This window comes from Synechocystis sp. PCC 7509 (assembly GCF_000332075.2).
Classification (GTDB): Bacteria; Cyanobacteriota; Cyanobacteriia; order Cyanobacteriales; family Chroococcidiopsidaceae; genus Aliterella.
Genome location: NZ_ALVU02000001.1, coordinates 2,256,327 through 2,280,048 on the forward strand (window position 1 = coordinate 2,256,327; position 23,722 = coordinate 2,280,048).

23 protein-coding genes, 1 tRNA gene, 1 pseudogene and 1 riboswitch are annotated in these 23,722 nt (G+C 41.7%); of the genes and pseudogenes, 10 read left to right on the forward strand and 15 right to left on the reverse strand.

Annotation, left to right across the window (positions count from 1 at the left end):
* Positions 1 to 47: 47 nt before the first annotated feature.
* The 4 genes from SYN7509_RS0211405 to SYN7509_RS0211420 form a co-directional block, all read right to left on the reverse strand.
* A complete protein-coding gene (locus tag SYN7509_RS0211405) occupies positions 48 to 1,229 on the reverse strand; it encodes an ABC exporter membrane fusion protein (protein WP_009632772.1) in 1,182 nt (393 codons plus the stop codon).
* Complete coding sequence (locus SYN7509_RS0211410; RefSeq protein WP_009632773.1) at positions 1,226 to 1,798, reverse strand: TetR/AcrR family transcriptional regulator; 573 nt, start codon at positions 1,796 to 1,798, stop codon at positions 1,226 to 1,228. Before SYN7509_RS0211410 ends, SYN7509_RS0211405 begins: the two co-directional genes overlap by 4 nt.
* Before the next feature lie 111 nt (positions 1,799 to 1,909).
* Complete coding sequence (locus SYN7509_RS0211415; RefSeq protein WP_009632774.1) at positions 1,910 to 2,689, reverse strand: ABC transporter permease; 780 nt, start codon at positions 2,687 to 2,689, stop codon at positions 1,910 to 1,912.
* Positions 2,690 to 2,701: 12 nt separating this feature from the next.
* Positions 2,702 to 3,397, reverse strand: coding sequence for a hypothetical protein (locus tag SYN7509_RS0211420; RefSeq protein ID WP_009632775.1), 696 nt, complete (start codon positions 3,395 to 3,397; stop codon positions 2,702 to 2,704).
* Between the two features lie 139 nt (positions 3,398 to 3,536).
* Here SYN7509_RS0211420 and SYN7509_RS0211425 point away from each other — a divergent pair.
* A tRNA-Ile gene (locus tag SYN7509_RS0211425) sits at positions 3,537 to 3,609 on the forward strand.
* Between the two features lie 64 nt (positions 3,610 to 3,673).
* A riboswitch (TPP riboswitch) is annotated at positions 3,674 to 3,769 on the forward strand.
* A 7-nt stretch (positions 3,770 to 3,776) separates the two neighbouring features.
* Positions 3,777 to 5,147 carry a phosphomethylpyrimidine synthase gene (thiC, locus tag SYN7509_RS0211430; protein ID WP_009632776.1) on the forward strand — a complete coding sequence of 457 codons (1,371 nt, stop codon included), beginning with the start codon at positions 3,777 to 3,779 and terminating at the stop codon, positions 5,145 to 5,147.
* Between the two features lie 64 nt (positions 5,148 to 5,211).
* On the opposite strand, the gene pyrE is transcribed toward thiC, so the two are convergent.
* Positions 5,212 to 5,829, reverse strand: a complete 618-nt coding sequence (pyrE, locus tag SYN7509_RS0211435; protein ID WP_009632777.1) for an orotate phosphoribosyltransferase — start codon at positions 5,827 to 5,829, stop codon at positions 5,212 to 5,214.
* A 93-nt stretch (positions 5,830 to 5,922) separates the two neighbouring features.
* On the opposite strand from pyrE, the gene SYN7509_RS0211440 reads away from it, so the two are divergent.
* Together SYN7509_RS0211440 and SYN7509_RS31910 are read left to right on the forward strand one after the other, a co-directional pair.
* Positions 5,923 to 6,336 (forward strand): hypothetical protein, encoded by a 414-nt coding sequence (locus tag SYN7509_RS0211440; protein ID WP_009632778.1) that lies wholly within the window; start codon positions 5,923 to 5,925, stop codon positions 6,334 to 6,336.
* Between the two features lie 352 nt (positions 6,337 to 6,688).
* A pseudogene (locus tag SYN7509_RS31910) lies at positions 6,689 to 6,769 on the forward strand (IS1 family transposase); the annotation flags it as partial.
* Between the two features lie 77 nt (positions 6,770 to 6,846).
* Here the strand turns inward: SYN7509_RS31910 and SYN7509_RS0211445 are convergent.
* The 3 genes from SYN7509_RS0211445 to SYN7509_RS0211455 form a co-directional block, all read right to left on the reverse strand.
* Positions 6,847 to 7,479, reverse strand: a complete 633-nt coding sequence (locus SYN7509_RS0211445; RefSeq protein WP_009632779.1) for a LapA family protein — start codon at positions 7,477 to 7,479, stop codon at positions 6,847 to 6,849.
* A gap of 67 nt (positions 7,480 to 7,546) precedes the next feature.
* Positions 7,547 to 8,194 carry a flavin prenyltransferase UbiX gene (locus SYN7509_RS0211450; RefSeq protein WP_009632780.1) on the reverse strand — a complete coding sequence of 216 codons (648 nt, stop codon included), beginning with the start codon at positions 8,192 to 8,194 and terminating at the stop codon, positions 7,547 to 7,549.
* A 20-nt stretch (positions 8,195 to 8,214) separates the two neighbouring features.
* The gene (locus SYN7509_RS0211455; protein ID WP_009632781.1) at positions 8,215 to 10,557 is read right to left on the reverse strand and encodes a ribonuclease R family protein; all 2,343 of its coding nucleotides are present in this window, start codon (positions 10,555 to 10,557) and stop codon (positions 8,215 to 8,217) included.
* A gap of 455 nt (positions 10,558 to 11,012) precedes the next feature.
* Here SYN7509_RS0211455 and SYN7509_RS0211460 point away from each other — a divergent pair, with 455 nt between their 5' ends.
* On the forward strand, positions 11,013 to 11,855 hold the full coding sequence (locus tag SYN7509_RS0211460; RefSeq protein ID WP_009632782.1) for a hypothetical protein: 843 nt from the start codon (positions 11,013 to 11,015) through the stop codon (positions 11,853 to 11,855).
* A 56-nt stretch (positions 11,856 to 11,911) separates the two neighbouring features.
* Here SYN7509_RS0211460 and clpP read toward each other — a convergent pair whose 3' ends face one another.
* From clpP to SYN7509_RS25755, 3 genes are all read right to left on the reverse strand, one after another.
* Positions 11,912 to 12,520 (reverse strand): ATP-dependent Clp endopeptidase proteolytic subunit ClpP, encoded by a 609-nt coding sequence (clpP, locus tag SYN7509_RS0211465; RefSeq protein WP_009632783.1) that lies wholly within the window; start codon positions 12,518 to 12,520, stop codon positions 11,912 to 11,914.
* An 86-nt stretch (positions 12,521 to 12,606) separates the two neighbouring features.
* Positions 12,607 to 14,460 (reverse strand): peptidoglycan D,D-transpeptidase FtsI family protein, encoded by a 1,854-nt coding sequence (locus SYN7509_RS0211470; RefSeq protein WP_009632784.1) that lies wholly within the window; start codon positions 14,458 to 14,460, stop codon positions 12,607 to 12,609.
* Between the two features lie 93 nt (positions 14,461 to 14,553).
* Entirely contained in the window at positions 14,554 to 15,048 is a 495-nt protein-coding gene (locus SYN7509_RS25755) for a hypothetical protein (RefSeq protein ID WP_009632785.1), read from the reverse strand.
* A gap of 415 nt (positions 15,049 to 15,463) precedes the next feature.
* Here SYN7509_RS25755 and SYN7509_RS0211480 point away from each other — a divergent pair, with 415 nt between their 5' ends.
* From SYN7509_RS0211480 to glgB, 4 genes are all read left to right on the forward strand, one after another.
* Positions 15,464 to 15,664, forward strand: a complete 201-nt coding sequence (locus SYN7509_RS0211480; protein ID WP_009632786.1) for a hypothetical protein — start codon at positions 15,464 to 15,466, stop codon at positions 15,662 to 15,664.
* A gap of 160 nt (positions 15,665 to 15,824) precedes the next feature.
* Positions 15,825 to 16,499, forward strand: coding sequence for a glutathione S-transferase family protein (locus tag SYN7509_RS0211485; RefSeq protein WP_009632787.1), 675 nt, complete (start codon positions 15,825 to 15,827; stop codon positions 16,497 to 16,499).
* 35 nt (positions 16,500 to 16,534) lie between these two features.
* The gene (locus tag SYN7509_RS0211490; RefSeq protein WP_009632788.1) at positions 16,535 to 16,858 is read left to right on the forward strand and encodes a hypothetical protein; all 324 of its coding nucleotides are present in this window, start codon (positions 16,535 to 16,537) and stop codon (positions 16,856 to 16,858) included.
* Between the two features lie 108 nt (positions 16,859 to 16,966).
* Positions 16,967 to 19,252, forward strand: coding sequence for a 1,4-alpha-glucan branching enzyme (gene glgB / locus SYN7509_RS0211495; protein WP_009632789.1), 2,286 nt, complete (start codon positions 16,967 to 16,969; stop codon positions 19,250 to 19,252).
* Positions 19,253 to 19,329: 77 nt separating this feature from the next.
* On the opposite strand, the gene SYN7509_RS30465 is transcribed toward glgB, so the two are convergent.
* The 4 genes from SYN7509_RS30465 to SYN7509_RS25760 form a co-directional block, all read right to left on the reverse strand.
* Positions 19,330 to 19,497 carry a hypothetical protein gene (locus SYN7509_RS30465; RefSeq protein WP_009632790.1) on the reverse strand — a complete coding sequence of 56 codons (168 nt, stop codon included), beginning with the start codon at positions 19,495 to 19,497 and terminating at the stop codon, positions 19,330 to 19,332.
* 5 nt (positions 19,498 to 19,502) lie between these two features.
* Positions 19,503 to 19,592: a cytochrome b6-f complex subunit PetN gene (petN, locus tag SYN7509_RS28510; RefSeq protein WP_009632791.1), complete on the reverse strand. Its 90-nt coding sequence runs from the start codon at positions 19,590 to 19,592 to the stop codon at positions 19,503 to 19,505.
* A 110-nt stretch (positions 19,593 to 19,702) separates the two neighbouring features.
* Entirely contained in the window at positions 19,703 to 20,077 is a 375-nt protein-coding gene (locus SYN7509_RS0211505; RefSeq protein ID WP_028954259.1) for a c-type cytochrome, read from the reverse strand.
* Between the two features lie 762 nt (positions 20,078 to 20,839).
* Complete coding sequence (locus SYN7509_RS25760; RefSeq protein WP_051482580.1) at positions 20,840 to 22,375, reverse strand: NB-ARC domain-containing protein; 1,536 nt, start codon at positions 22,373 to 22,375, stop codon at positions 20,840 to 20,842.
* Positions 22,376 to 22,541: 166 nt separating this feature from the next.
* Between SYN7509_RS25760 and SYN7509_RS0211520 the strand changes: the two genes are divergently transcribed.
* A complete protein-coding gene (locus tag SYN7509_RS0211520; protein WP_009632795.1) occupies positions 22,542 to 23,720 on the forward strand; it encodes a BMP family ABC transporter substrate-binding protein in 1,179 nt (392 codons plus the stop codon).
* The last annotated feature ends 2 nt before the right edge of the window (positions 23,721 to 23,722 follow it).

Consider the following 23,722-nt stretch of genomic DNA (forward strand, 5'->3'; position numbering starts at 1 on the left):
AAGGATTAAAGTTTATAAACATCTCATTAATGTAAGTTCACGAAAAGCTAGAGATTAATAGCTGTCTGTACTTGCAAATTAGTTAGCCCAGCAACCCGCTTGCTACCAGTAGGGTTGAGGCGAATTTTGACTTCTACTATACGGCGATCTAAGTTTTCTCCTGGTTGATCGCTAAATACTTTTTGACGCTCTACTTGTAAACCAATTTGCGCTACTGTGCCTTTAATTTCTCCATCAAAAGCTTGACTTGTAATTACTGCAAGCTGTCCAACTTTAACTTTACTAATATCAGTTTGATAAACTTCAGCTATTGCCAGCATTTTGTCAGTTTTTCCCATCTCAACAATCCCGTCATCGCTGAGTTTTTCGCCAGGGTAAGTATGAATTTTTAAAATTTGCCCTGCTATCGGCGAACGGATATAAGCTCGATCCAAAGCAGTTTGAGCGCTTTTGACGGCAGAAAGTGCAGTTTCTACCTCTGTCTGCGCTGCTTGCACATCTACTGGGCGCACTTCAGAAATTTGATTTAAGGTAGCTTTAGCTTGATTAATTTGAGCTTGCAGACTTGACAAATTACGGTCTTTAATTGCGATCGCTTCCTTTAATTGCGCCGATGCGGTTTCTGCTACCAAACGCTTGCTATCTAAGTTAGAAGCTGCGATCGCGCCTTGCCCATACAACTGTACAAAACGGTTATACTCAGCCGAAGCTGTGCGTACTTCCGATTCCCACCGAGCGATCGCCGCATTTTGAGTTTCATTACCACCATTTAATTCTGCCTCTAACTGCCTAATTGTTGCTTGTTGCGCCTGAATTTCCCCGGTTTTTGCCCCAGCTTTAACTTGATTTAGCTTGGCAATAGCGTTTTTTACTTGTTCTTTTGCTTGCTGTAATTCATCGCTGAGGCGATCGCTAGAATCTAATATTGCTAATACTTGTCCAGTTTTAACTATGTCCCCTTCAGTCACTAATAATTGCGCTAGGCGATCGCCATCCAAAGCCACCGGGGCAGCCAAGCTAATTGTTTCCGCTTCTGGCTCTAATCTGCCTAAAGCTGTTATTTTTTTTGCTGGAGGTGTTGTTACGACAGTCTGCGGGGCTGTTTGCGTCAACATTCCCGACTGAGAAATGCCATAATAAGCGATCGCACTTGTTGCCGCTATAGCTGCTATGACTAAACCAATTAACTTTTTATCTTTAGGAATGGGAAGAAGTCGCGCATCTTTCATATTTCTTCTCCTACATACTTAGATAACATTTCGCTTACCAACCCCCCTTGTTCTGTATAAGAAATAGTTTCTTCGCCAAATAACCGCCGCAAAACCAAGCCGTAAAGCGAATTCAGAACAAAATCAACCAGCACCCTTTGGGAAACTTGCAGATAGTTGGCAATCTCTGTAATTGTTTGTTCGTCTACTTCTCTAAGCTTTTGTTTAATCGATATATCTGACCAAGCCTGTTGTTGATGAAAATCAATCCATAGCAACGATTGCTTGCCTATACGATCTTCATTTTTAGCTACAAACTTAAACAAGCAAGCAACTCGCTCTTTTAACGTGGGCGGGTTTCCTGCTTCTGCTAAAAATTGCAATATATTTTGCTGTTCTAATTCTTCTACCAACTGCAAAAATAAAGCTTCTTTACTCGGAAAATAGTGATACAACGTTCCTGTAGAAACCCCTATCCCTTGCGCTAACTGCCGCATGGTAATTGAGCTATAACTTTTTTGAGCAAATAAGTCAAAACTTTTCATCAACAGTTCTTGGCGGTACTGGTCGCGGTCAACAATCTTCGGCATACTGAGCAACAGACTTAATACCTATAATTATCTCCGATCGCTAGATTTTATATCGAACATAAGTTATAAAATAACAGATTGTTAATTGAGGTGCAAGTATTGGTGACTTTTTTAAAATTCCCGTTGGGCAAATACTAGAATAGCGATCGCCAAAATCAATACAATATAAACCACGCCATAAGCAGCATTGGCTAGGAGTGTTAGCGAGTTTGGTAATAATTCTGATCCGTAAACTGCTAGATTTTTTAAGTCTAAACGCGATAAGTCAGGCAATATTAAGTATAGAGTTTGAGTTAGGCGCTCAAAACCAGGATTTTTACTAATACGCCCAATAGTAACTAAGTCTTGGCTAAAATTGCCCATCAAGAACACGGCAAAAGTTAGCAGTGTTGCTAGTACCGAACTTGTAAATACTCCCAAAGCCAAAGCAAAAGCAGTAATCAAACTTAGCTGCAAAACTAAAAACACCGCCGCCAGCAAGATGCTACTAAGTGAGTAATTAATACCTTGAAATTGCAACAAAGCAAGATAAATTACCATCATTACCGCGATAAGTAACCCTAAAACACTAGATAAACCTAAATGTTTGGCAATAATAAATTCAGCGCGACTAATCGGTTTAGCAATTAAAGATAAAACTGTGCGTTTTTCAATCTCTTTACTAACTAACCCCGTACCGACAAACACCGCCACAATTAAACCTAGTACACTCATCGCCGCCAGTCCAAAATCTAAAAAGATTTTGTCTTCGGTACTAGCGGCTATTTGCGGAAGTAGCTGCATAACTACTACCATTAGCAACGCATAGAAGCCAATAATGTATAAAATGCGATCGCGGATTACTTCCCGAAACACATTAGTTGCCATCACAAAAATTCTACCCAAACTCACTATAAACTTCCTTTAGCGTGTGGACGCAACGACGGGAATATTAGCAACAAACAACTGTAATTGTTGATCGGGATAGTCGGTAAGTTGCAATGATAGGCTTTTCACATCATCAAGTAAAGCTGTAGGAATGCTAATTGTCCCCGTATTATTTCCGTCGGGTGGTAATTCCTCTGGTAAGCCTTCAGTGTTGGCGCTTAAAGCTCGTCCGCGATCGTCGGTTACATCCATAAAACTATACAAAAAACGCACAGTTTTATCCCCTTTATTTTTAAAATCTAACTTCAATACCAATGCCCCGCCAGAATACCGAGCCGAGGTAACACTTAAAGTTACATCTTGATTAGTATTGCTAATGGGAAAACCTGCTTGAGGCGTTTCGGTAGCGGCCACTAATTGAGCTTTTGGCGCTACAGAATTATTACTTTGAGTAGTACGCACTTTTTGAGGTCTAACTTTCTTGCCTTTGCCAGAAATTCGGGCTTTGACGGTATTGAGAATATCTTGCTCTTTCAACATAACTACCGAGCCTTCTTTTTGCGAAGTGGGCTTGCGGACTTTTATTTTGGTAGCGGGGCGAGCATCAGGCTTAGTAACGCTTTTGAGTGCCTCATGTCCAATCCCGTAAGCCAACACCGAACTTAGATAACCCGAACCTACCATCAAGGTTAATAATACTAAAGTTAAAATTGCTGTGGAATTTAATTTCATTGGGCAAAATATATTTTAAAAAATAACAAAGTCGTTGTTATGATAATATATGCGATTGGATGGGCGATCGCGAACTTGATAGGTTTTAGATCCATCCAGCAAAAGTCGATATAGCATCGATATACTAAAATGTAGTCTGCGGCAGTTGGCCGAGCGGTTGAGGCAACGAGCTCATAATTCGTGTTAGGCAGGTTCAACTCCTGCACTGCCGATTACAAGTATTTCAACTATTGAAAGATTTTTTGTACCATCATTGGGTGAAAGTGCTAATATTTGTGATCGAGCTAGGGGTGTCTGATAGACCAGGCTGAGATAGTCCCTTAGAACCTGAGACTGGGTAATACCAGCGTAGGGAAGCTGTGATTAGAGGTAATAAATAATGCGGACAGAATGGATTGCCAAACGCCAGGGTCAAAGCAATGTGTCACAAATGCACTATGCTCGTCAAGGTGTTGCTACCGAAGAAATGCAGTATGTGGCAAAGCGCGAAAACTTGCCCGTTGATTTGATTCGAGCAGAAGTAGCACGGGGAAGAATGATTATCCCTGCCAATATTAACCATCCCAATTTAGAGCCGATGGCGATTGGGATTGCTTCTAAGTGTAAAGTCAATGCAAATATTGGCGCGTCGCCCAACTCCTCAGACTTGGCAGAAGAAGTTGCTAAGTTACATCTAGCCGTCAAATACGGCGCAGATACTCTCATGGATTTGTCCACTGGAGGCGGAAACTTAGATCAAATTCGCACTGCAATTATCCAAGCATCCCCTATACCAATTGGTACAGTGCCAGTATACCAGGCATTAGAGAGCGTTCATGGCACAATTGAAAGTCTTACCGCCGATGACTTTTTACACATTATCGAAAAACACGCCCAGCAAGGAGTAGATTATCAAACTATTCACGCGGGGATACTAATTGAGCATTTGCCTTTAGTACGCGATCGCCTAACCGGAATTGTATCGCGCGGCGGGGGGATTTTGGCGCGGTGGATGCTGCACCATCACAAGCAAAATCCTCTATATACTCACTTTAGCGACATCATCGAAATATTTAAAAAGTACGATGTGTCTTTTAGTTTGGGCGACTCTTTGCGTCCCGGCTGCGCGCACGATGCCTCTGATGCAGCGCAACTAGCAGAATTAAAGACGTTAGGACAACTAACTCGCCGCGCTTGGGAAGATGATATCCAAGTCATGGTAGAAGGGCCTGGTCACGTACCGATGGATCAAATTGAGTTTAACGTCAAAAAACAGATGGAGGAGTGTTCGGAAGCACCTTTTTATGTTTTGGGCCCGTTAGTTACAGACATTGCTCCCGGCTACGATCACATTACCTCAGCAATTGGGGCAGCAATGGCGGGGTGGTATGGCACAGCGATGTTGTGCTACGTGACCCCTAAAGAGCATTTAGGGCTGCCAAATGCGGAAGATGTGAGGAATGGGTTGATTGCCTACAAAATCGCCGCTCATGCCGCCGATATTGCCCGTCATCGTCCTGGTGCTAGAGATAGAGATGACGAATTATCTAAAGCTCGTTACAACTTCGATTGGAATCGCCAATTTGAACTATCTTTAGATCCAGAACGAGCGAAGGAATACCACGATGAAACTTTACCCGCAGACATATACAAAACTGCGGAATTTTGCTCAATGTGCGGGCCTAAGTTCTGCCCCATGCAGACTAAAGTAGATGCCGATGCGCTGACAGAGTTAGAGAAGTTTTTGGCAAAAGAGCCAGTTAAGGCGTAAATTTTGATTTTGTTGCAGTGCAACGTCTGAAATTTTGATGTAGAGACGTTGCACTGCAACGTCTCTACATTGCCCGAAATCGCTCTTGAAGGTCAGTAATTGTAAAAATTGACTGGAAATTCAAACCCGCCGACTTATACAACTGTTCTCCTCCCTGCTGTCTATCTACTAGCGCCATTACGTCAGTAACGCTATAGCCCGCGCCTGTGAGCCTCTCTACGGCTTGTAATGCTGATTGTCCGGTAGTTACCACGTCTTCTAGAACTACCACCGGCGCACCCATAGGTAAAGTTAAGCCTTCGATATACGCCATAGTTCCATGTCCCTTTGCTTCTTTTCTGATAATTAAAGCGGGAATTGGGCGGTTTTCATAAACCGAAACTACACTCACGGCGCTTACAATCGGATCTGCTCCTAAAGTAAGACCTGCCACTGCTTGAGTCTTGTTAGGAAGCTGGGATAATAGTAGACGGGCGATCGCAATTGCTCCTTGAGGATGTAAAGTTACTTGCTTACCATTAATGTAGTAAGAACTTTTTTGACCAGAAGAAAGTACAAAATCACCCTCTTGATAGGCTAAAGTACAAAATAAATCGAGCAAATGAGATTTTACGAGCGTTAAATCGGCATCAACGGCCCAAACTTCCGTATTTATCTGGTTGGGGATTTGGTTAGTCATCATTAAAATTTAATAGTTGTGGCAAAGCCAAAAATAAGCTAACACTGATGCTAGATGCAACCATAAACAAAAAATTTACAAGTGAGGAGCAACATTATGGGTATAAGATTTAATGGTTTGATAGGCGCTTTGGCGCTGTTTACAACGGTTTGTATTGGTTCTACCGCAACGGCGCAAACTACTCCAATAAACCAGTATTCTCAGCCCAAAACCCTCGCCGATCAGTTTGAGGAGGTGTTTTTTACTAACGATAAAGAGTATGTAGAAAATCGTTCTTTTCTGCGGCAGCTAGACTTTCTCCTCGGTTTTGGTTCGTTCAATACGTCCTTTACAGACAAGGAAATTACCGCCGATACCGAAGCAATTACTATTTTTTACAAAGAGGCGCTGTTACAGCAGGGTTCTAGCGATCGCGTAGTTAGGACTAGAGATTTACCAAATCCTTACAACACCTCAATTTTACGCTCTTCGCGTCCTAATGTTAGGCGTGGGGCTACACCTACACAATAAGAATTTTACCGCAATATTAACTTATTCTTGGCTTGGGGCATAAATATTTTATGTCCCAAATTTTATTAGACATCTCCGAAAACACTTAGAAGTATTCAGCCACTAGCTTTGAGCAGGCAATTGCATGATTATCAGCAAAGTAGTATTTTGAGATGCTTTTTATTAAAAACGTCTCAAAATATCAGTCTAAAATGTTAGTATGCATATATCCCTCTTCTGTCATTTTCCGAAGTAAGTCTTGCTGTAAAAGAGTTGCAGCCATTAATTGAGCAAGTTAATTATCATTATCAAAAAGATGAATGGGGTTTCCATCAACGATATTTAGATCGACAAGTACATATTATTGGTAAGATGCTTCTCCAAATCTATTGAAATGCACGATCTGGTAATTGGGTTATTTATCAACCGTTATGAGTTTGGACTACTAATTTAATCCCTTGTCAACAGGTTTGAGCCATTACCACCTTTATTCTCATAACTAATTATTTACTATCAGTCAGTACATAAATACTAACGTTGTGGCGATCGCAAATCATCTTGCTCATCATCAAACCCCCAATCGTCATCATCTCGTACTGGATTAGGCGACTTGTAAGGCGGTGTCAGCACTCGATAGTCAGCATCGTATACTGATTGCGTTTTTCCTACTTCAGAACTCTCCGGCTCTCGGTAACTATAGGAATAAACCGATCCTTGGCGTTTGCTGCTCTTGGGTTCGCTATTTACTTCGTAGCTTCTATCTTGGGGATAAGAATCAGCGTTCTGGGAGTCTTGCGTATTTTCTTCATCCTGCCAATCCTCGTCATTGATAGGATCTTCTAACCAGTCATCAGCGCTGTTATTGCTACTTGCCTCTTGAACTGGTCGCTTAGTATAAGGATTAGATGATGGTTGAGAACGAGACGGCGGTGTAACTTGGCGCTTTTTGGTGGGTTTGGGAGCAAAGTAATTTGCTAGATTAAATAAACTAGCGATCGCTATTGATGTACCGGCACCCGCAACTAAACTAATTAGAATCCATACTGCTAGTGGCAAAGCTGGAGTTGTTAAACCCAAAAATACCAAGGGAATAACTGGCGACCAATTTTGCACTAATAATAATGCTAGTCCCCCTAGGATTGCCAACAGCAAAATGATTTGCATAAATTAGTTTTGGTTGGGTGAAACGAAAATAATGTTAGATAGTCTAGAACTATTTTCTATTGTGCCTTTAAGTACGACCTTGCCACCGTTCGATGGGGATACAATCAATATCTAGCTGATCTAAAGTGCGGGCTACTACAAAATCTACTAAGTCTTCAATAGTTTGAGGGTGATGATACCAAGCAGGAATTGCTGGTACTATTCTAGCTCCAGCCTGGGCTAAAGTGGTTAGATTTTGCAGATGAATGAGGCTGAAAGGAGTTTCGCGCGGCACTATTACAAGTTTGCGCCCTTCCTTTAACTGCACGTCCGCCGCCCGTTCCAACAAATCTGAGCTTAAGCCCGCCGCTAACTTGGCGGCGGTACTCATACTACAGGGGATGACGACCATTCCTAGGGTACGAAAAGAGCCACTAGCAATATTCGCACCTACATCGCCCCAAGGATGACAAGTTAGTTTACCTAAGCCACTTTCGACTCCAGCTTGCTGTCGCCAAAATTGCTCTTGCTGGAATGGTTCTACAGGCATCTTTACATCTTGTTCTGACTGCCAAACCATATAAGTAGATTTGGAGGCAACAAGTTCGATATTGTACCCCGCCGCCAACAGAAACTTGACAGCGCGGACAGCATAAATCAGCCCGGATGCGCCAGTAACACCCAATATTATTGGTATTGGCGCAGGTAGGGAATCTAATTGAATAGGGTTAGACACGCAAAGTTAAAAATAGAGAACTATAGCTCATCGTCAGTATAAGGTTCTAAGTCCTCTTCATTCAATTGGTCGCCGTCCTCAGTAGCGTTGAAGTTATTGTTATTGGCAGTAGTTGTCTGACCATTATTACTACTATTTACCGTGACTAAATCAATTTGCTGGCGGTAATAGTCAACGTTTTTGACTTGAACTTCTACCCGATCGCCTAAACGATAAGAAGCGCGATTTTTGCGTCCGAATAGTGCTTGCAATCTAGCTCTATACTCATACCAATCATCTTTAAGCGAACTGACATGAACTAAGCCTTCAACTTGTAATTGTCTACCATTTTCTGCTTGCAGGGCAATTTCCACAAAAAAGCCGTAAGACTGCACTCCAGTAATTAATCCTTCAAAAACATCACCAGTACGCTGCTTCATAATTTGCGCCTTTTGCAGCCCTAACAAGTCTTCCTCCGCGTCTTGAACTTCTTTTTCGCGATCGCCCATGGGGACAATTACTCGTCCTAAATCTGCTTCTAGTTCTTGATGAATCTCTGTAGGTAAAACGTTCCAACTAATGTTACCTCGCGCCGAACTATGGCGAAGATTGACACTTTCCTTGGCGCGGGTGGTACGGCGATCGCGTCCTTGTTCAAATATGTGATGCAGTACCCTCTGAATCAGCAAATCGGCATAACGTCGCAATGGGTATGTACACCGGGTGTAATACTCCAAAGCTAAACTAAAATGAGGTTGAGGTTGCAGACTATAAGTAGAGTTTTTGAGCGTCGCTTGCAGTAAATAATTTAATACTTGCTCCGATGGCAAAGTGGAAAATTGCTCTAAAAAACCCTGAAAATCATTCGGTGTAACCAAATTATCCGTAAGAGTTAATTGCGCTCCTAAATTACTTGCAAGTTTAATCATTTCTTCTACGTCTTCTACATCAGGGGCGGATTGCGAGCGATAGATTGCTGGAACCCCAAGCGCTTGTAAGTGACTTGCGACTACTTGATTTGCCAGTAAGACAAATTCTGTCATCATCAACCCAATTGCTGGCGACGGTGGCTGATTTTCGCTAGAAGCAACTACTACTGCTCCTAAAATTCCTTCATCTTTGTATTGATTAAGGCGAGGTGGTAACTTGAGTTCAAAACTACCGCGTTGCAAACGCCCAACTCTAATTAATTCACTTACTGTCAAAAGCTGCTCTAGCTTGCTATTTACTTCTTCCCCAGGGCTGAGGGCTTCCTTTGCGGTTAATTGGTGATCTACGTTTATTACCGTCGGTTGAATTTCAAATTCAACTATTTGTCCGCTTGTAGCATCAATAGTAATCAGTACCGAGATGCAGAGGCGATCGCTTCCCGGCAACAAAGCGCAGCACTCTAAAACGGCTTCTGGCAACATCGGTAGGACTGTTTCGCCCAAATAAACAGCGCTACCTCGTTTTAACCCCTCTCGATCCAAGGCGGTTGATTCAGGGGTGATGTAGTGGGCAACATCGGCTATATGGACTCCAAGCTGCCAGTGTCCCGCCGGAGTTTGCTCTAAAGAAAAAGCATTTTCGAGCGGTATTGCCCCCATTCCTGTATCTTCTTCAACAATTGTCAAAGTAAAGAGCGATCGCAAGTCAAGCCTAGCTTTGATCTCGTTTTTACCAACAGTTTTAGGTAAGTTTTGAGCCGCAAGTTCTACCGAGGAAGAAAAAACTCTTGGTAAGTCATGCTTGCAGCAAACTAAATCTATATCTGCGGCGGCTTCCGCATCGCTACCGAGAATTTGGACTACTTTACCAACCGGGGGAAATTGGGCGAGAGGATAGCGTTGAATTTCTACGTGAACCAAATGATTAATTGCTTGCTCTAGGTTATGTTCGCCATCTGGTTGCAGATCGATTTCAAATAATAAGCGATCGTCTAGAGGTACAGCACGCATTGCGCCGTTATTTGCCTGTTTAATCCGGGCAAGCAAGCTGTGATTTGAGCGCTCGACAATTAGCTTTACTTCTCCTTCAGGACTGCGGCGACGGCTGCCTTCTTTGGTAAGTTTGACTAAAACGCGATCGCCATTCCAACCTGTACTCAGATGACTTTCGCGAATATATATATCTTCTACTCCTTCCCCTTGTTGAATTGCAAAGCAAAAACCTTTACTCGAACAGCGCAATTTTGCCTCAATCAAATCTTCTTCGTACACTCGGCGGTATTTGCCGCGATCTTTAGCAACGATCCCAACTTTTTCTAGGACATCCAAAGCAATATGTAGTTTGCCAATTGACTGTTCATCAGCACAATCAAGTTTTTTTTCTAGTACCTTGGCAGCTAGCAGCTTATCATCGGTAAAATTTGCCAGTAGTGTAGCGATTGAAAAAACTTCCATGTAGCGACCCGTCCTCCGGTGGAAAAATTATTATTATTACCATCTCAATCAGCGCGATGTAACCTTAATGCTACCCAATAGACACTTAGACTAGCAGCGCCAGCAAGTTTTTTGATGTTTTCAAGTTTTGGCTGGCGATCGCCCTAAAATTAATTGTTGCAACGGTAACTAAAGCGCTCGCCCTGTTAGTCCTTAAACAGGTAACTGTGGTTAACTATAGCAATCCTATTTGATTCATAGTAGGGGCGCAATGCATTGCGCCCCTACTACAACGTTCTATCTATTGTATTTATTCTAAGATCGAGCGGGCTTATCGATAAACATCTAGGATAAGAAAGTAATAATCAAGGGTCTAATTTTATCAAGTTAGTCTTTGATATTTTATAGATTGCCCGTAGCGATCGCACTTTTTGCGCCGCTAGATAAGTTAAAAAATTATTTTCGTAAATTGTTATATGTTGTTGGCTCAATTTCAAGAACACTATCCTCAAGCTTTTCTCTTATCGCAGTTACTAACTATTTATCAAGGTAAATTTGTAGTTCAAGTATCCGTCAAAATAGAAGGTGTAGTTCGTGCTACAGGCATGGCGGCGGCGGAAACGATAGAACTAGCAGAAGACCAAGCAAGAACAAGAGCGATCGCCCTAATTCCTACTCAAAACATTGTTTCTCCTCAACCCCCAGAAAGTAATAGCGTTACTTTTATCCCCAAAGTAACTGATACTAACTTAAGTAATTTAGATCGCAGGTTTACACCTACTGTTTCTCCTACAGAAAATTATCCAGAATTTGCCCCAATTAGTTTAAAAGATGACTTATCGCTAACAGAACTTAATTCTGACCCAGTAGAGGAATTTGGGGTTGAACTTAAAACTGCATTTCCTAACAATCCAGTCTCTGAACTTAGTAATGTTACGCCTTTTATCCCCCGTGACTCTAGAGAAGATGCCCAATTAATCGAGCCTACAGCCGTTACTGAGCCAATAGACCTATCTGATACATTGATTGCCATTGAAACAGAATTAAGAAACTTGCGCTGGACAGCCAAGCAAGAACACAATTATGTCCAACGCATTTATAAAAAAGAATCTCTCGATTTACTAAGTACGGAACAATTGTATGAATTTTTGCATTACTTACAAGTGTTTGCTCAAACTAGCAAAGAACTAGAACGTTTGGGGTGGGATAATCAACAAGGTCAAGATTATCTGATGGAAAACTACAACAAAAAGTCGCGCCAATACTTAAGCTACCAAGAATTAAAAGAGTTTTTGCAGCATTTGCAAGCAGCCAGCTAAAAAACAAATCCTCTTGTTTGCAAACAAGAGGATTTGTTTCTCCAAAACCAAAAGTTTTAGCTAACCACTGCCATTGGTCGGCTACCCGCAGCATGACGGTTGATTACTTGGTCAATTAAACCGTAATCTTTAGCTTCCGTTGGCGACATAAAGAAGTCTCGCTCGGTATCTTCGGCGATTTTCTCCAGGGGTTGACCCGTATGTTCGGCTAAATGCTCGTTGAGCTTTCTTTTGTGGTAAAGAATTTCTTTAGCTTGAATTTCGATGTCTGTAGCTTGTCCTTGCGCTCCGCCGAGAGGTTGGTGGATCATAATCCGCGAATTAGGCAAACTCATGCGTTTACCTTTGGTCCCCGCACTCAGCAAAAAAGCCCCCATACTAGCCGCAAGACCAGTACATATAGTACAAACATCTGGGCGAATGTGCTTGATTGTATCAAAAATGCCCATGCCCGCAGTTACTGAGCCGCCAGGAGAATTGATATATAAGAAAATATCTTTTTCTGCGTCTTCGGCATCTAAAAACAGCAATTGAGCAACGATCAAGTTGGCTAAGTTGGAATCAACTTTTTGTCCTAAAAACACTATCCGCTCTCTTAAAAGGCGGGAATAAATATCAAAAGCGCGTTCCCCGCGACCGGATTGCTCAATAACGATAGGAATCACTTAATTTAGCCCTGCTTATTTTGAGAATGTTCCTTAATTTTAGCGATTATCTGAGTTTTCCTTGGCGGTGTAAAGTAGAGTTTTCCCTAATCTCTACTTACTTGAGGAGAGGGACTAGCTTTAGCAACTATTGGTTGGCTAGGCGGCAGTCTTTCAATGGCAATTAACGATTCTATAATTGATTTGACTACGGGAGCGGCGGTAGTAGAGCCAAAAGCAATGCCTTTTGGTTCATCCACTACGACTAAAACTACATAACGGGGAGCTTCTATCGGAAAAATACTCACAAAGCTAGTAATTTTCGCTGCACTAGAATAACCACCCATCGGACTAGCTTTTTGAGCAGTACCAGTTTTTCCTCCCAAACGATAGCCGGGAATTTGAGCAGCTTTGCCTGTACCTTCTTTAACTACTTTTTCCATCATTGTTACTACCTGCTGGGTAGTTTTGGGTGAAAAAATTTGCTGGGGTGGTGGCAAAGTTGCTTGCCAGTGGCTTTGTCCTTTAGCATCTACAAGTCCGCGCACGACGTGAGGAGTAACCAATTTACCGCCATTAGCCAAAGCCGCATGGAGTTGGACTAACTTAATTGGGGTGAGCGAAAATCCTTGCCCAAAGGAAGTAGTAGCGCTTTCAATTGGATAGTTAATAAACTGTTTACGGTCTTTAATTTGCCCTACAGCTTCAAAAGGCAAATCTATACCTACAGGTTTATTTAAGCCTAATTTTTCCAACCATTTGTAATATTCAACGGGTTTCATTCTTTGCATAATTTGCACCATGCCAACATTGCTGGAATACTGCAAAATTCCGGCTACAGAGAGGGAGTAGCGATTTTCTCTTTCCGCATTTCTAATTGGCCAGCCGCCAACTTTAATCACATCGGGATCGCCAAATACGCTAGTTGGTTGAATTAAGCCACTCTCTAGAGCGATCGCCACATTTATTGGTTTAAACGTCGATCCTGGTTCGTAAAGGTCTGATAGCGCCCAATTTTTAAATAACTTTACATCTGATTTGTAATAAATATTAGGATCGTAGGAAGGGTAAGACACCATGGTTAGGATTGCCCCATCTTTGGCATCCATGACGATCGCACTACCGCGTTTAGCGCCAAACTTTTGTAATTGTTCCTTTAGTCGCAGACGGGAAGCTCTTTGCAGACGAGTATCGATTGTTAACTGTAGCCTTAAGTCATCTACGTGCAGAAATCCTGAAGGCAAGCGATTGCTTAGTAACGCTCCATCGCCCCGACGGTTAATTTTAACTGACTCTAAGGGGCGTTCTAGCCTCTTTTGTTGACTGTACTCTACTCCTGCTTGACCGCTACGATCGAGATTGACGTAGCCGACTATATCCCCAACTAAATCCTGTTGAGGATAAAAACGAGTATACCTGCGATCGCTTAACTCTATTCCTGACAAGCGTAACTTAGAAATCTTGTCGGCAATTTCTTCCTCTACTACTGGGGCTATTTTAATGCCTGTAGGACGGAGGCTAAATTGATTTACAAACTCTACGGCGGGGCGGTTCAACACGCTACTTAACTTGCTGGCGATTTCTAAGGGAGACTCTTTAAATAACTGAGGATGAGCGTAGAGAGTTGAAACTGGTCGATCGATTGCCAAAACATTGTTCGACCTATCTATTACTTGGCGACGGGGAGTAACTCGCCGCAAAACCTCTAATTGACGCTGTTGAGCCATACCCAATAGCTTTGTTCCCTGCAAGATTTGCAACCGATACAACTGTACTCCCAGCCCCACCCCTATACAGACAAAAAAAACCAAAATTAGCAACAACCTGACATAAGATAATTGCGGCTTTAAAGAGCTTCCATGCTTTGCTTGGGAGCGCGGCCTTTGCCGCCGTAGCCCTTGACGATTTTGGGGGCGGCGATCGCACTTGTTGCTATAAGAGGGAGGCAGCGAACTTGGCATTGGTTACAAAATAGCGAGTAGATTAGCGTCACACGAAGATTTATCTAGCATAGATGAGCCACAATATTACATTTAGGTAATATTAGTTTACTTTTAATAACCAGAAGGAATATCAATTTTTGGTGACGGTGGTTGCAGCGACGGGCGATCGCCCGTTATCGGACTAGATGTTTTTAAAATAATCGCGTCTGCCGGATTTGGTGGAACTAATCCTGTGGATGGTTGCTCCGCTTGAGTAGCCAATTGATTTTTTAGCACCTCATTAGTCGTAGTTAGTTGTCTTTCGTGCCGTTGCAAGCTTTCTAGCTTGCGAAATTCCCTAGCCCACTGTTGTTGTAGATAAACCGTAAAGCTATAAGTTAATAGCGTTCCGCCAATCAGCATCAAAGTAATGAGGCTAGAACGACGCTGCCAAAAACGCAGGCGTAAAAACCAAATTGGGACTGGACGCGATTTTAAGGAAGTGGGAACAGAGCGACTTCTGGGTTTGATAGTAGTAACTTGGCGATCGGATCTATTACCAGTTGTTTGAGTTCTACCAGGCGACTTAGGTTTAGAAACGACGGAGGGATTAGAAACAACACGCATAAAACTTGCTGGTCAAAATTGATTGAGCTATTAGTCCTTTACTCTCGGTTATTTTAGAAGTTTAATCAATGGCAAGGCACTAATTGCAGGAATTTTTTTTAGCTTTGGGTTTGCCATTAATCATTTTAGCCTTGGACTCAGTCTTAGCTATCTAACGCAAAATACATGATTGGGTAAAAATTAACAATAATTCTCGGTTTTTTGCCTTTTTACTGCATTTTTAGCTAAACCTCTACCTAGGGAAGTAGGCTAGAGCCAGAAAAAATGTTAACTTTTCAAACAATATTGGAAACGGCAATCATCAAAACATTGCCGCTTGCAGTGGATTAACTATTTGCTATCGCTAATTTTTTCCAAAAAAGTTGTGAATTAGCAAAAATAAGTACAATTGTACTTATTTAATAAAAGTCAACAAATGCGGTATCTTAATCAACAAGCGGCACATTTATGTTATGCCGCCATTGGTGAAAGAGGAGTTATGAAAACAAAAGTCATTGGTATTGCTTTGGTATTCGGTCTATTGGCAGGCGGTTTAGGAGCTTGCAATCAAACAGGCGATGGCACTAGCCCATCACCCGCAGAATCTCCCACAACATCTCCCGCACCTTCGCCCTAGTAGCTAGGAAAACAACTTTATTTTAAAGTTGGTGAAGTATTCTCCTACAAAAAATCTGCGTAAGCTCGTTGGATACAGGTAAATAACCCTAAATTCAGAAAGCTTTTGGCATATATTTGTAGGAGAATTATTGTATTTTGTTTAAAGCGCAAGTTTGCTAATGCTACTATTGCAATTTAGTACTTCTCATTACTGTCGCAAAGCGAGACTAGCGCTAGGCTATAAAAAAATATCTTATCAAGTAAGCAATCTAACCCCAGGCTTGCACATTCTCAAACTCAAGCCATTGACGGGACTAACAACATTACCTGTATTGTTACCCCAAGAAGTAGGACAAGTAGAGGCGATCGCTGACTCCACAAATATTTTTAAATTTTTAGAAAGTTATTGCCCCAAGCCGTCGCTATTTTTGCCTGATTCAAGGGAGCAAACCGAAGCAAATATGCTAGAAGATTGGTTAGATGAAAGCATTGGCACAGCAACTAGGTTTGTGTATTACCACTTCCGCGCTAGAGCGGGCAAATCTATCGATCCCAAAGTATTTAGCCAAGTCTTAATTCAAGTAGTCCAAAAACAATATGGAATTACTGACGCTACGGCAAAACTGGCAACCGAGAGAATAGAAATTGCTTTAGCCGAGTTATCGCGGCGCTGGAAGAAAAGTAGTTATTTAGTGGGTGAAGCTTTAAGCGTTGCCGATTTAACCGCCGCCGCCTTGCTGAGTCCTTTAGCTTTAATTCCCACCTATCAACAACAATATCCTTGGTTATTCGAGCAAATTAAGCAAATTCATTTAGTTTGCGGCGAACCATTACCACCGGGAATCGTTAATTAAAAATATCTATTTTACAGAAAATAAAAAATTAAGGTATGTTAGGCAAACGCCAACAATTATTTATGATTGGCATAGGTACAAGCCTAATTGTGGGAGCAACTTTATTTACCCCTAAACCGATTGTGCTGTCTATGCCACCACAAACCGAGATTCCAGAGGAAGTATTGCGGACGGAAATCATTGTAGCAGCCAGATCGCCCATTGATGGTAAACCGCTAACTGCTGCCGAGTACGCCGAACTGCAAGAATCACTCCAAGACTCTCCTCCACTAAAACTCAGTCCCAAAGTGAGGGAAACTATTTTTCTCCTACGTTTGCGCCAGTTAATTCGCACTTTTGCCCCCTTTTTGCCAATTTAAAGCCGTAAATTCTGAACAAAACTAAATTCAATTCCTTTGACACAGGATTGAACATATATGTATAAATATGACGATAAGAACTAAATTTATATACAAGCAGGTAGCTCCATGTCTATAACCATAGCCCCCGAACAGGTAGAGCGGATTGTTTGGAATCAGCACCAAGATCCTTTTGAAGTATTGGGCGCTCACGCCATCGAGCAAGATGGCAAAACGGTTTGGGTAGTGAGAGCCTACTTACCGAGCGCTGACAGTGCTTGGGTTGTACTGCCAGAAGAACGCCTAGAATACCAAATGTATAGTGTGCATAATCCGCATTTTTTTGAATGCACGATTGACACGCCAGAATTAACAAACTATCAGTTGCGTTTGCTTGAAGGCGATCGCGATCGGGTAATTTACGATCCTTACGCCTTCCGTTCGCCAAGAATCACAGATTTTGACCTACATTTATTTTCTGAAGGCAATCATCATCGTATTTATGAAAAACTAGGCGCTCATGCTACCGAAATTAACGGCGTTAAAGGAGTTTATTTCGCAGTTTGGGCCCCCAACGCTCGTAATGTCTCGCTGCTGGGAGATTTTAATTATTGGGATGGACGCAAAAATCAAATGCGTAAAGGTGCTACCGGAGTTTGGGAATTATTTATTCCCGAAGTCAAAGTTGGCGACAGTTATAAATACGAAATTAAAAACCAAGACGGTCATATTTACGAAAAGTCTGATCCTTATGGTTTTCAGCAAGAAGTCCGCCCCAAAACTGCCTCAATAGTTGCCGATTTAGATACTTATCAATGGCAGGATTCGCAGTGGATGGAGCAGCGCCGTCATAGCGACCCCTTAACGCAACCGATCTCAGTTTACGAAGTACATTTAGGCTCTTGGCTGCATGGGGCTTCAGAAACCCCGGCTACAGCACCTAACGGCGAAAGCGAACCTGTAGTTACCGTTTCAGAGCTTAAACCAGGGGCGCGATTTCTTACCTATCGAGAACTTGCCGATCGCCTGATCCCCTACGTCATCGAACTAGGATACACCCACATAGAAATGCTTCCCATTGCCGAGCATCCTTTTGATGGCTCTTGGGGCTATCAAGTAACAGGTTACTACGCGCCTACCTCCCGCTATGGTAGCCCGGAAGACTTTATGTATTTCGTCGATCAGTGCCACAAACACAACATTGGTGTATTAGTCGATTGGGTTCCCGGTCACTTTCCCAAAGATGGGCATGGATTGGCATTTTTTGATGGCTCTCACCTCTACGAACACGCCGATCCCCGTAAAGGCGAACACAAAGAATGGGGTACGTTAGTTTTTAACTACAACCGCCACGAAGTCAGAAATTTTTTAGTTGCTAATGCTTTGTTTTGGTTTGATAAATATCATATTGACGGAATTCGTGTTGATGCGGTTGCTTCTATGCTTTACCTCGATTACTGCCGTAAACCTGGCGAATGGCTACCTAATCAATACGGCGGTAGAGAAAACTTAGAAGCGGCGGATTTTCTGCGCCAAACCAATCATGTAATTTTTAGTTACTTTCCAGGCGCACTGTCCATTGCCGAAGAATCTACTTCTTGGCCAATGGTGTCGTGGCCTACTTACATGGGCGGGTTAGGCTTTAACTTAAAGTGGAATATGGGTTGGATGCACGATATGCTGGACTATTTCAGCATGGATCCTTGGTTTCGCCAATTCCACCAAAACAACATAACTTTTAGTATGTGGTACAACCACAGCGAAAACTTTATGTTGGCGTTGTCTCACGATGAGGTGGTGCATGGCAAGAGTAATATTATCGGCAAAATCCCCGGTGACACCTGGCAAAAACTAGCAAATATGCGCTGTTTGTTTAGCTATATGTTTGCTCATCCTGGCAAGAAAACTCTCTTTATGGGGATGGAGTTCGGGCAATGGAGCGAGTGGAATGTGTGGGGCGATTTGGAGTGGCATTTGTTGGAACACTCACCGCACCAGCAATTAAAACAATTTATGGGGGATCTCAACCGGATTTATCGGCAAGAAACCGCTTTATACACTCAAGATTTTGCCGAGCCAGGTTTTGAATGGATAGATTGCAGCGATAACCGTCATAGTGTAGTGTCGTTTATTCGCCGTGCTAAAGATTCGGAGGAGTTTTTGATTGTGGTTTGTAACTTTACTCCTCAGCCTCATTCGCACTATCGCATTGGCGTACCAGAGCCAGGGTTTTATACTGAGCTAATCAACAGCGATGCGCGGGAGTATGGCGGTAGCAATATGGGTAATTTGGGCGGTAAATGGGCAGACGAATGGTCGTGCCATAATCGCGCTTACTCCTTGGATTTGTGTTTGCCACCTTTGGGAGTTTTGATATTGAAGCTTAATCGAGAAAAAACTGCAACGATGCAATAGGTTTAAAATAATCAATTTTTATGGTACAGGTAATATGCCTGTACCATTTTTGTTTGTAGGCAGCATTAGCGCAAAACCTACTTTTTATTGGGGCGCACACTGCGTCTATTGGCACGAAGTTCATTTTCTTGACGGCGGCGATCGCGCCAAGAGGAGGCGGTTAAATAAATAATGCCCCCGCTCACCACTACTAATAAACCAAAAGCTGATACCGCCAAAATCGGTAAAATAGTCGTTTCTTCCACGTTACTTACAATCCATTACGACCCCAAACCACCATAGAAATCGACCATGTAAACAAAACTAATAATGAAACCCAACCCAGTGTCAAAATTTCCATACCAGTAAGCTCAAAACTAAAATTACAAAACAACTCTAAACTTTATAATACTTCCAAGGGAGTCCCGAAAGGTATTGAAGGGCGATCGCACTAAGCAAAATTCTATTAGTTTACAAAGTTTCCAAATAACTCAGCAAATCTGCCATTTCTTTTGTATTCGGCTGAAATTGAGGCATTGGCGGAGTCTCGCCGCTCACGACTTGGTGAATCAAACCATAACGAGATTTGTGCTTGGAAACTCCCTGCAAGCTTGGTCCAACGCTACCATCTCCTTGCCAACCATGACAACCTGCACAATTCATCTGAAAAATTGCCTGCCCTTGAGCAGCATTGCCTGAAATCGATAAAACGCTCTTGATATACGGATCGGATACTCGGATTCTATGAATGCCAAAAACCCCTAGCATCAGCGTCAACAGCACCGCCATCGCCAACAAAATTAGCTGCTGAATAATTGCGTCAGGTTTAGAAAGCTGTTTATCCAAGTTTACAATTTGAATCAGAATTACAAAAATATTTGATCTCCCTACACATAGCTTAAAAGTTCTTGTAAGTGTCGGCAAGTAAAATAATTGTTTTGCTCAAACAATTCTCAACTATAAATTACCTATTTGCCTAGATTGTCCGTACTGCAACCCCCAATCAAGGAGCATTTTTTGTCGGACATGAATTAGCATATTTTTTTAATAAAGTTCTTGTTTTGCTATAAATCGATAAAAAACTTAAGACTTTACCCAAATAATCTAGATAAGCAAGGATAATTATGGCGATCGCCACAGTTGTATAAACATCAAGTATTTTATACTTTTTCCCCGAAAAGTAAATAAAAGTTAGCGATAAGTCAATAGGCAAATCAATTCTTAACATTGCGGCGATAAGTTCAATCTAATTTGCTGTGATAAACTATTGGACGCAAGATAAAAATAACTACTTGAAAAGTAAGTATTAAATTACTAAAAAATTAATATTTAATTAGTAGCTAAGTAAGAATACTGTAAATATTCTCAAGCTTTAGTAATTGCGATCGCCCTTTGGCAAAATAGGATAATCGTTATGGAAATCGATCTACAAATTCAAGGCATTAATTTAAGGGGAGATGTTGCAAAAGTGTTGATATGATAACATTCAAGTAGGGAAGTAGTAGTATAAATAGTATCAAGATTAGCCATGATTACACAAGTATTGCATTGTCCTCACTGTCAGGGAGTAGATATTGTAAAAAATAGATACAAATTTGGTCTATCTATTTAACTTCTTACCAATACTTTTACAACACCTCCGGAAATTATTTGCTTATCTAAACCGCTTTTGGTGTTGGTATCTAGCAATCGGTTAGCTAAAGGTGCAAGCATTAACCGAACTTGAGTTTCGCGGATGTAATCTTTTGCTTGGGTTTTGAGTAAAGCGTGAGTTTTTAACAGGTTAATTTTATTAGTAGTAATTTCGCCCTCAATGTGCTTAATTAATTGGTGAGTGACGTACTCCATTACCACTGGTTGCAAGGTAAATAAACTTTGCTGTTTTTCAATTAAACTTCGCCGCTCTAAAGACATTAATGCTTCAAGGAGCCTAGCTGGTGTGACTTGTGGTACAAAATTTGCGAGTAACTGTTGTAAATTGACGCTTTGACGTTCAATTGCCAAACTATACATTACTTGCTCTTCTAAATCGGACAAGCGATTGAGTTGTTGGGCTAAAAGCTGGTGAATATCGCCAAAAATTGCCGCACCAGGCGTTAAAAACTCTAGGAATTTTGTTAGATTACCAGCAAAGAAGTCTTTAAGTGCGATCGCTACCATATTCAATGCTAAAGGATTGCCAGAATAGTAAGAGATTAATCTTTGCCATTCTTGAGATGAACCACAGTAGTTACCTTTAAGATTAAATATTGCTTGGGCGGCGCTAATTGGTAAACCCCCTAATTGCAACGAACGAATGGGGAGACATTCACCTTCTTTAACCGCAATACTTTGAGGCTTTTCCCGACTGGTAAGTAAAAGACAACTTTGATGTTCTGTTTCGCCAATACATCGGATTAGCTGACCGTAGCCATCGTAACTTTGTTGATAGCCGCTTTTGCAATCGTGAGAGCGCATAATTGTTTCTACATTATCTAAAATTAATAGACAACGATGCGATCGCAAACAGTCTAGCAAACACAATATCTGACTATCTAGGGAATGTGGGATAGTTTTTTGTTTGTTGGGGATAAATTGCAGCAATTCTGTTAATAAATCCGTTATTGGTGGCGCATTGCGGAGACTCCGCCAAATTATATAATCAAACTTTTCCTGAATCTGTTTCGCACAATGCACAGACAAAGTAGTTTTACCAATTCCACCCATGCCAAATAAACCAACTACGCGGCAATTTTCTTTAACAATCCATCGTTCTAAAGTTGCAAGTTCGGTTGTTCTACCGTAAATATTACCTAGTTGCGAAGCATCTCCCCAATCAATGCGGCTTTTGCTGACATCCTGACGCGGCGCTACTTTGCTAAAGGCGTACCGCCTAACAACAGACTGAACATTAGTTTTACTAACCTTTTCGCCTAATACTTGACTGAGAACTTGCCATAACTGAGAGCCTGCTTGTTTGAGATAACCAACTTCGTAGCCAGTATTTTGAGCAATTTGTTGATAAGAGTGTTCTTCCCAGACTTGGCGAAATACCGTAGCGTGAAGTTTGCTTAACCGTTCTGCGCTTAAGGCTTTTTCTACAACTATCAGTGCTTCTTCAGTGTTCATTGACTGGAAAATTCTTTGAGGCTTGTAAAGAGCCATACTAATTTTTTTTTGAATATACCTTCTGTTACTGAGATGACAATCTACGAACTTTTATGTCACCTTTAACGAACTATTTAGCACCCGCAAACTTTTAATTTCCTGCTAGTATCTTTTGCAAAGGCGATAGAAACTTAGTGTTTTTAACAAAGGCGAGCCAATACTTATGAGTAATAGCAATTTTTTATACTTACGCCGCCGTCAATTTATCCGAGGACTTTTAGCAACTACAGCATTTGCAACTACTACAAAATTTGGTACTGGTTGCAGTGCGGAAAAACAAACTCAAGCGACTTCAACAGGCGCAGGTAAATCTGTTGTCATGGGATTTATTTATGTTGGGCCTAAAGATGATTATGGATACAATCAGGCACACGCCCAAGGAAAAGCCGGAGTTTCAAAATTAGAGTGGGTGAAATCTGTAGAAGAAGCGAATGTTCCAGAAAATACTTCCGTAGAAGAAACAATGCGGAATATGATCGAACAAGATGGAGTAACAGTTTTGTTTCCCACCTCTTTCGGTTATTTCGACCCCCACATTCTCAAAATTGCCAAAGAATACCCAGAAGTTCAGTTTTTCCACTGTGGCGGACGTTACGAGGAAGGGAAGCATCCAAACAATGTTGGTAGCTACTTCGGCTACATTGATGAAGCCCAGTATATAGCAGGGATTGTAGCGGCCCATACATCTAAAACTGGGAAATTAGGTTTTATTGGTGCTAAAGCAATTCCTCAAGTTTTGCGTAATATCAATAGTTTCACCTTGGGAGCGCGTAGTGTGAAGCCAGAAGTGACAACCCAAGTAGTGTTTACGGGTGATTGGTCAATACCTGTCAAAGAAGCAGAAGCAGCTAATAGTATGGCAGACCAAGGTATTGATGTGCTGACTTGTCACGTAGATAGCCCAAAAGTAATTATGGAAACTGCTGAAAAACGCAATATTTTCTCTAGTGGTTACCACGCTAGTCAAGCTACGTTAGCGCCTAAAGGCTATCTTACAGGAGCAGAGTGGGATTGGACTAATGTTTATGCTAAATATGCCGAAATGATTAAAGAGGGAAAAACCCTAAACAATGGCGGGATTCCTCATTTAGTACGCGGTGGTTTAAAAGATGGCTTTTTGAAGATATCAGACTATGGTACGGCAGTCAGTGACGCAGCTAAAAAAGATGCTGATGCGGCTAAAGCAAAGTTTACTGATGGCAGCATGGTTATTTATAAAGGGGAGATTAAAGATAATACCGGAAAAGTTGCGATCGCAGCCGGGAAAGATTTTAAACAGCAAGATGCGGAATTAGAAAAAATGAATTGGTTAGCCGCCGGAGTTGTAGGAACTTTAGGTTAAAT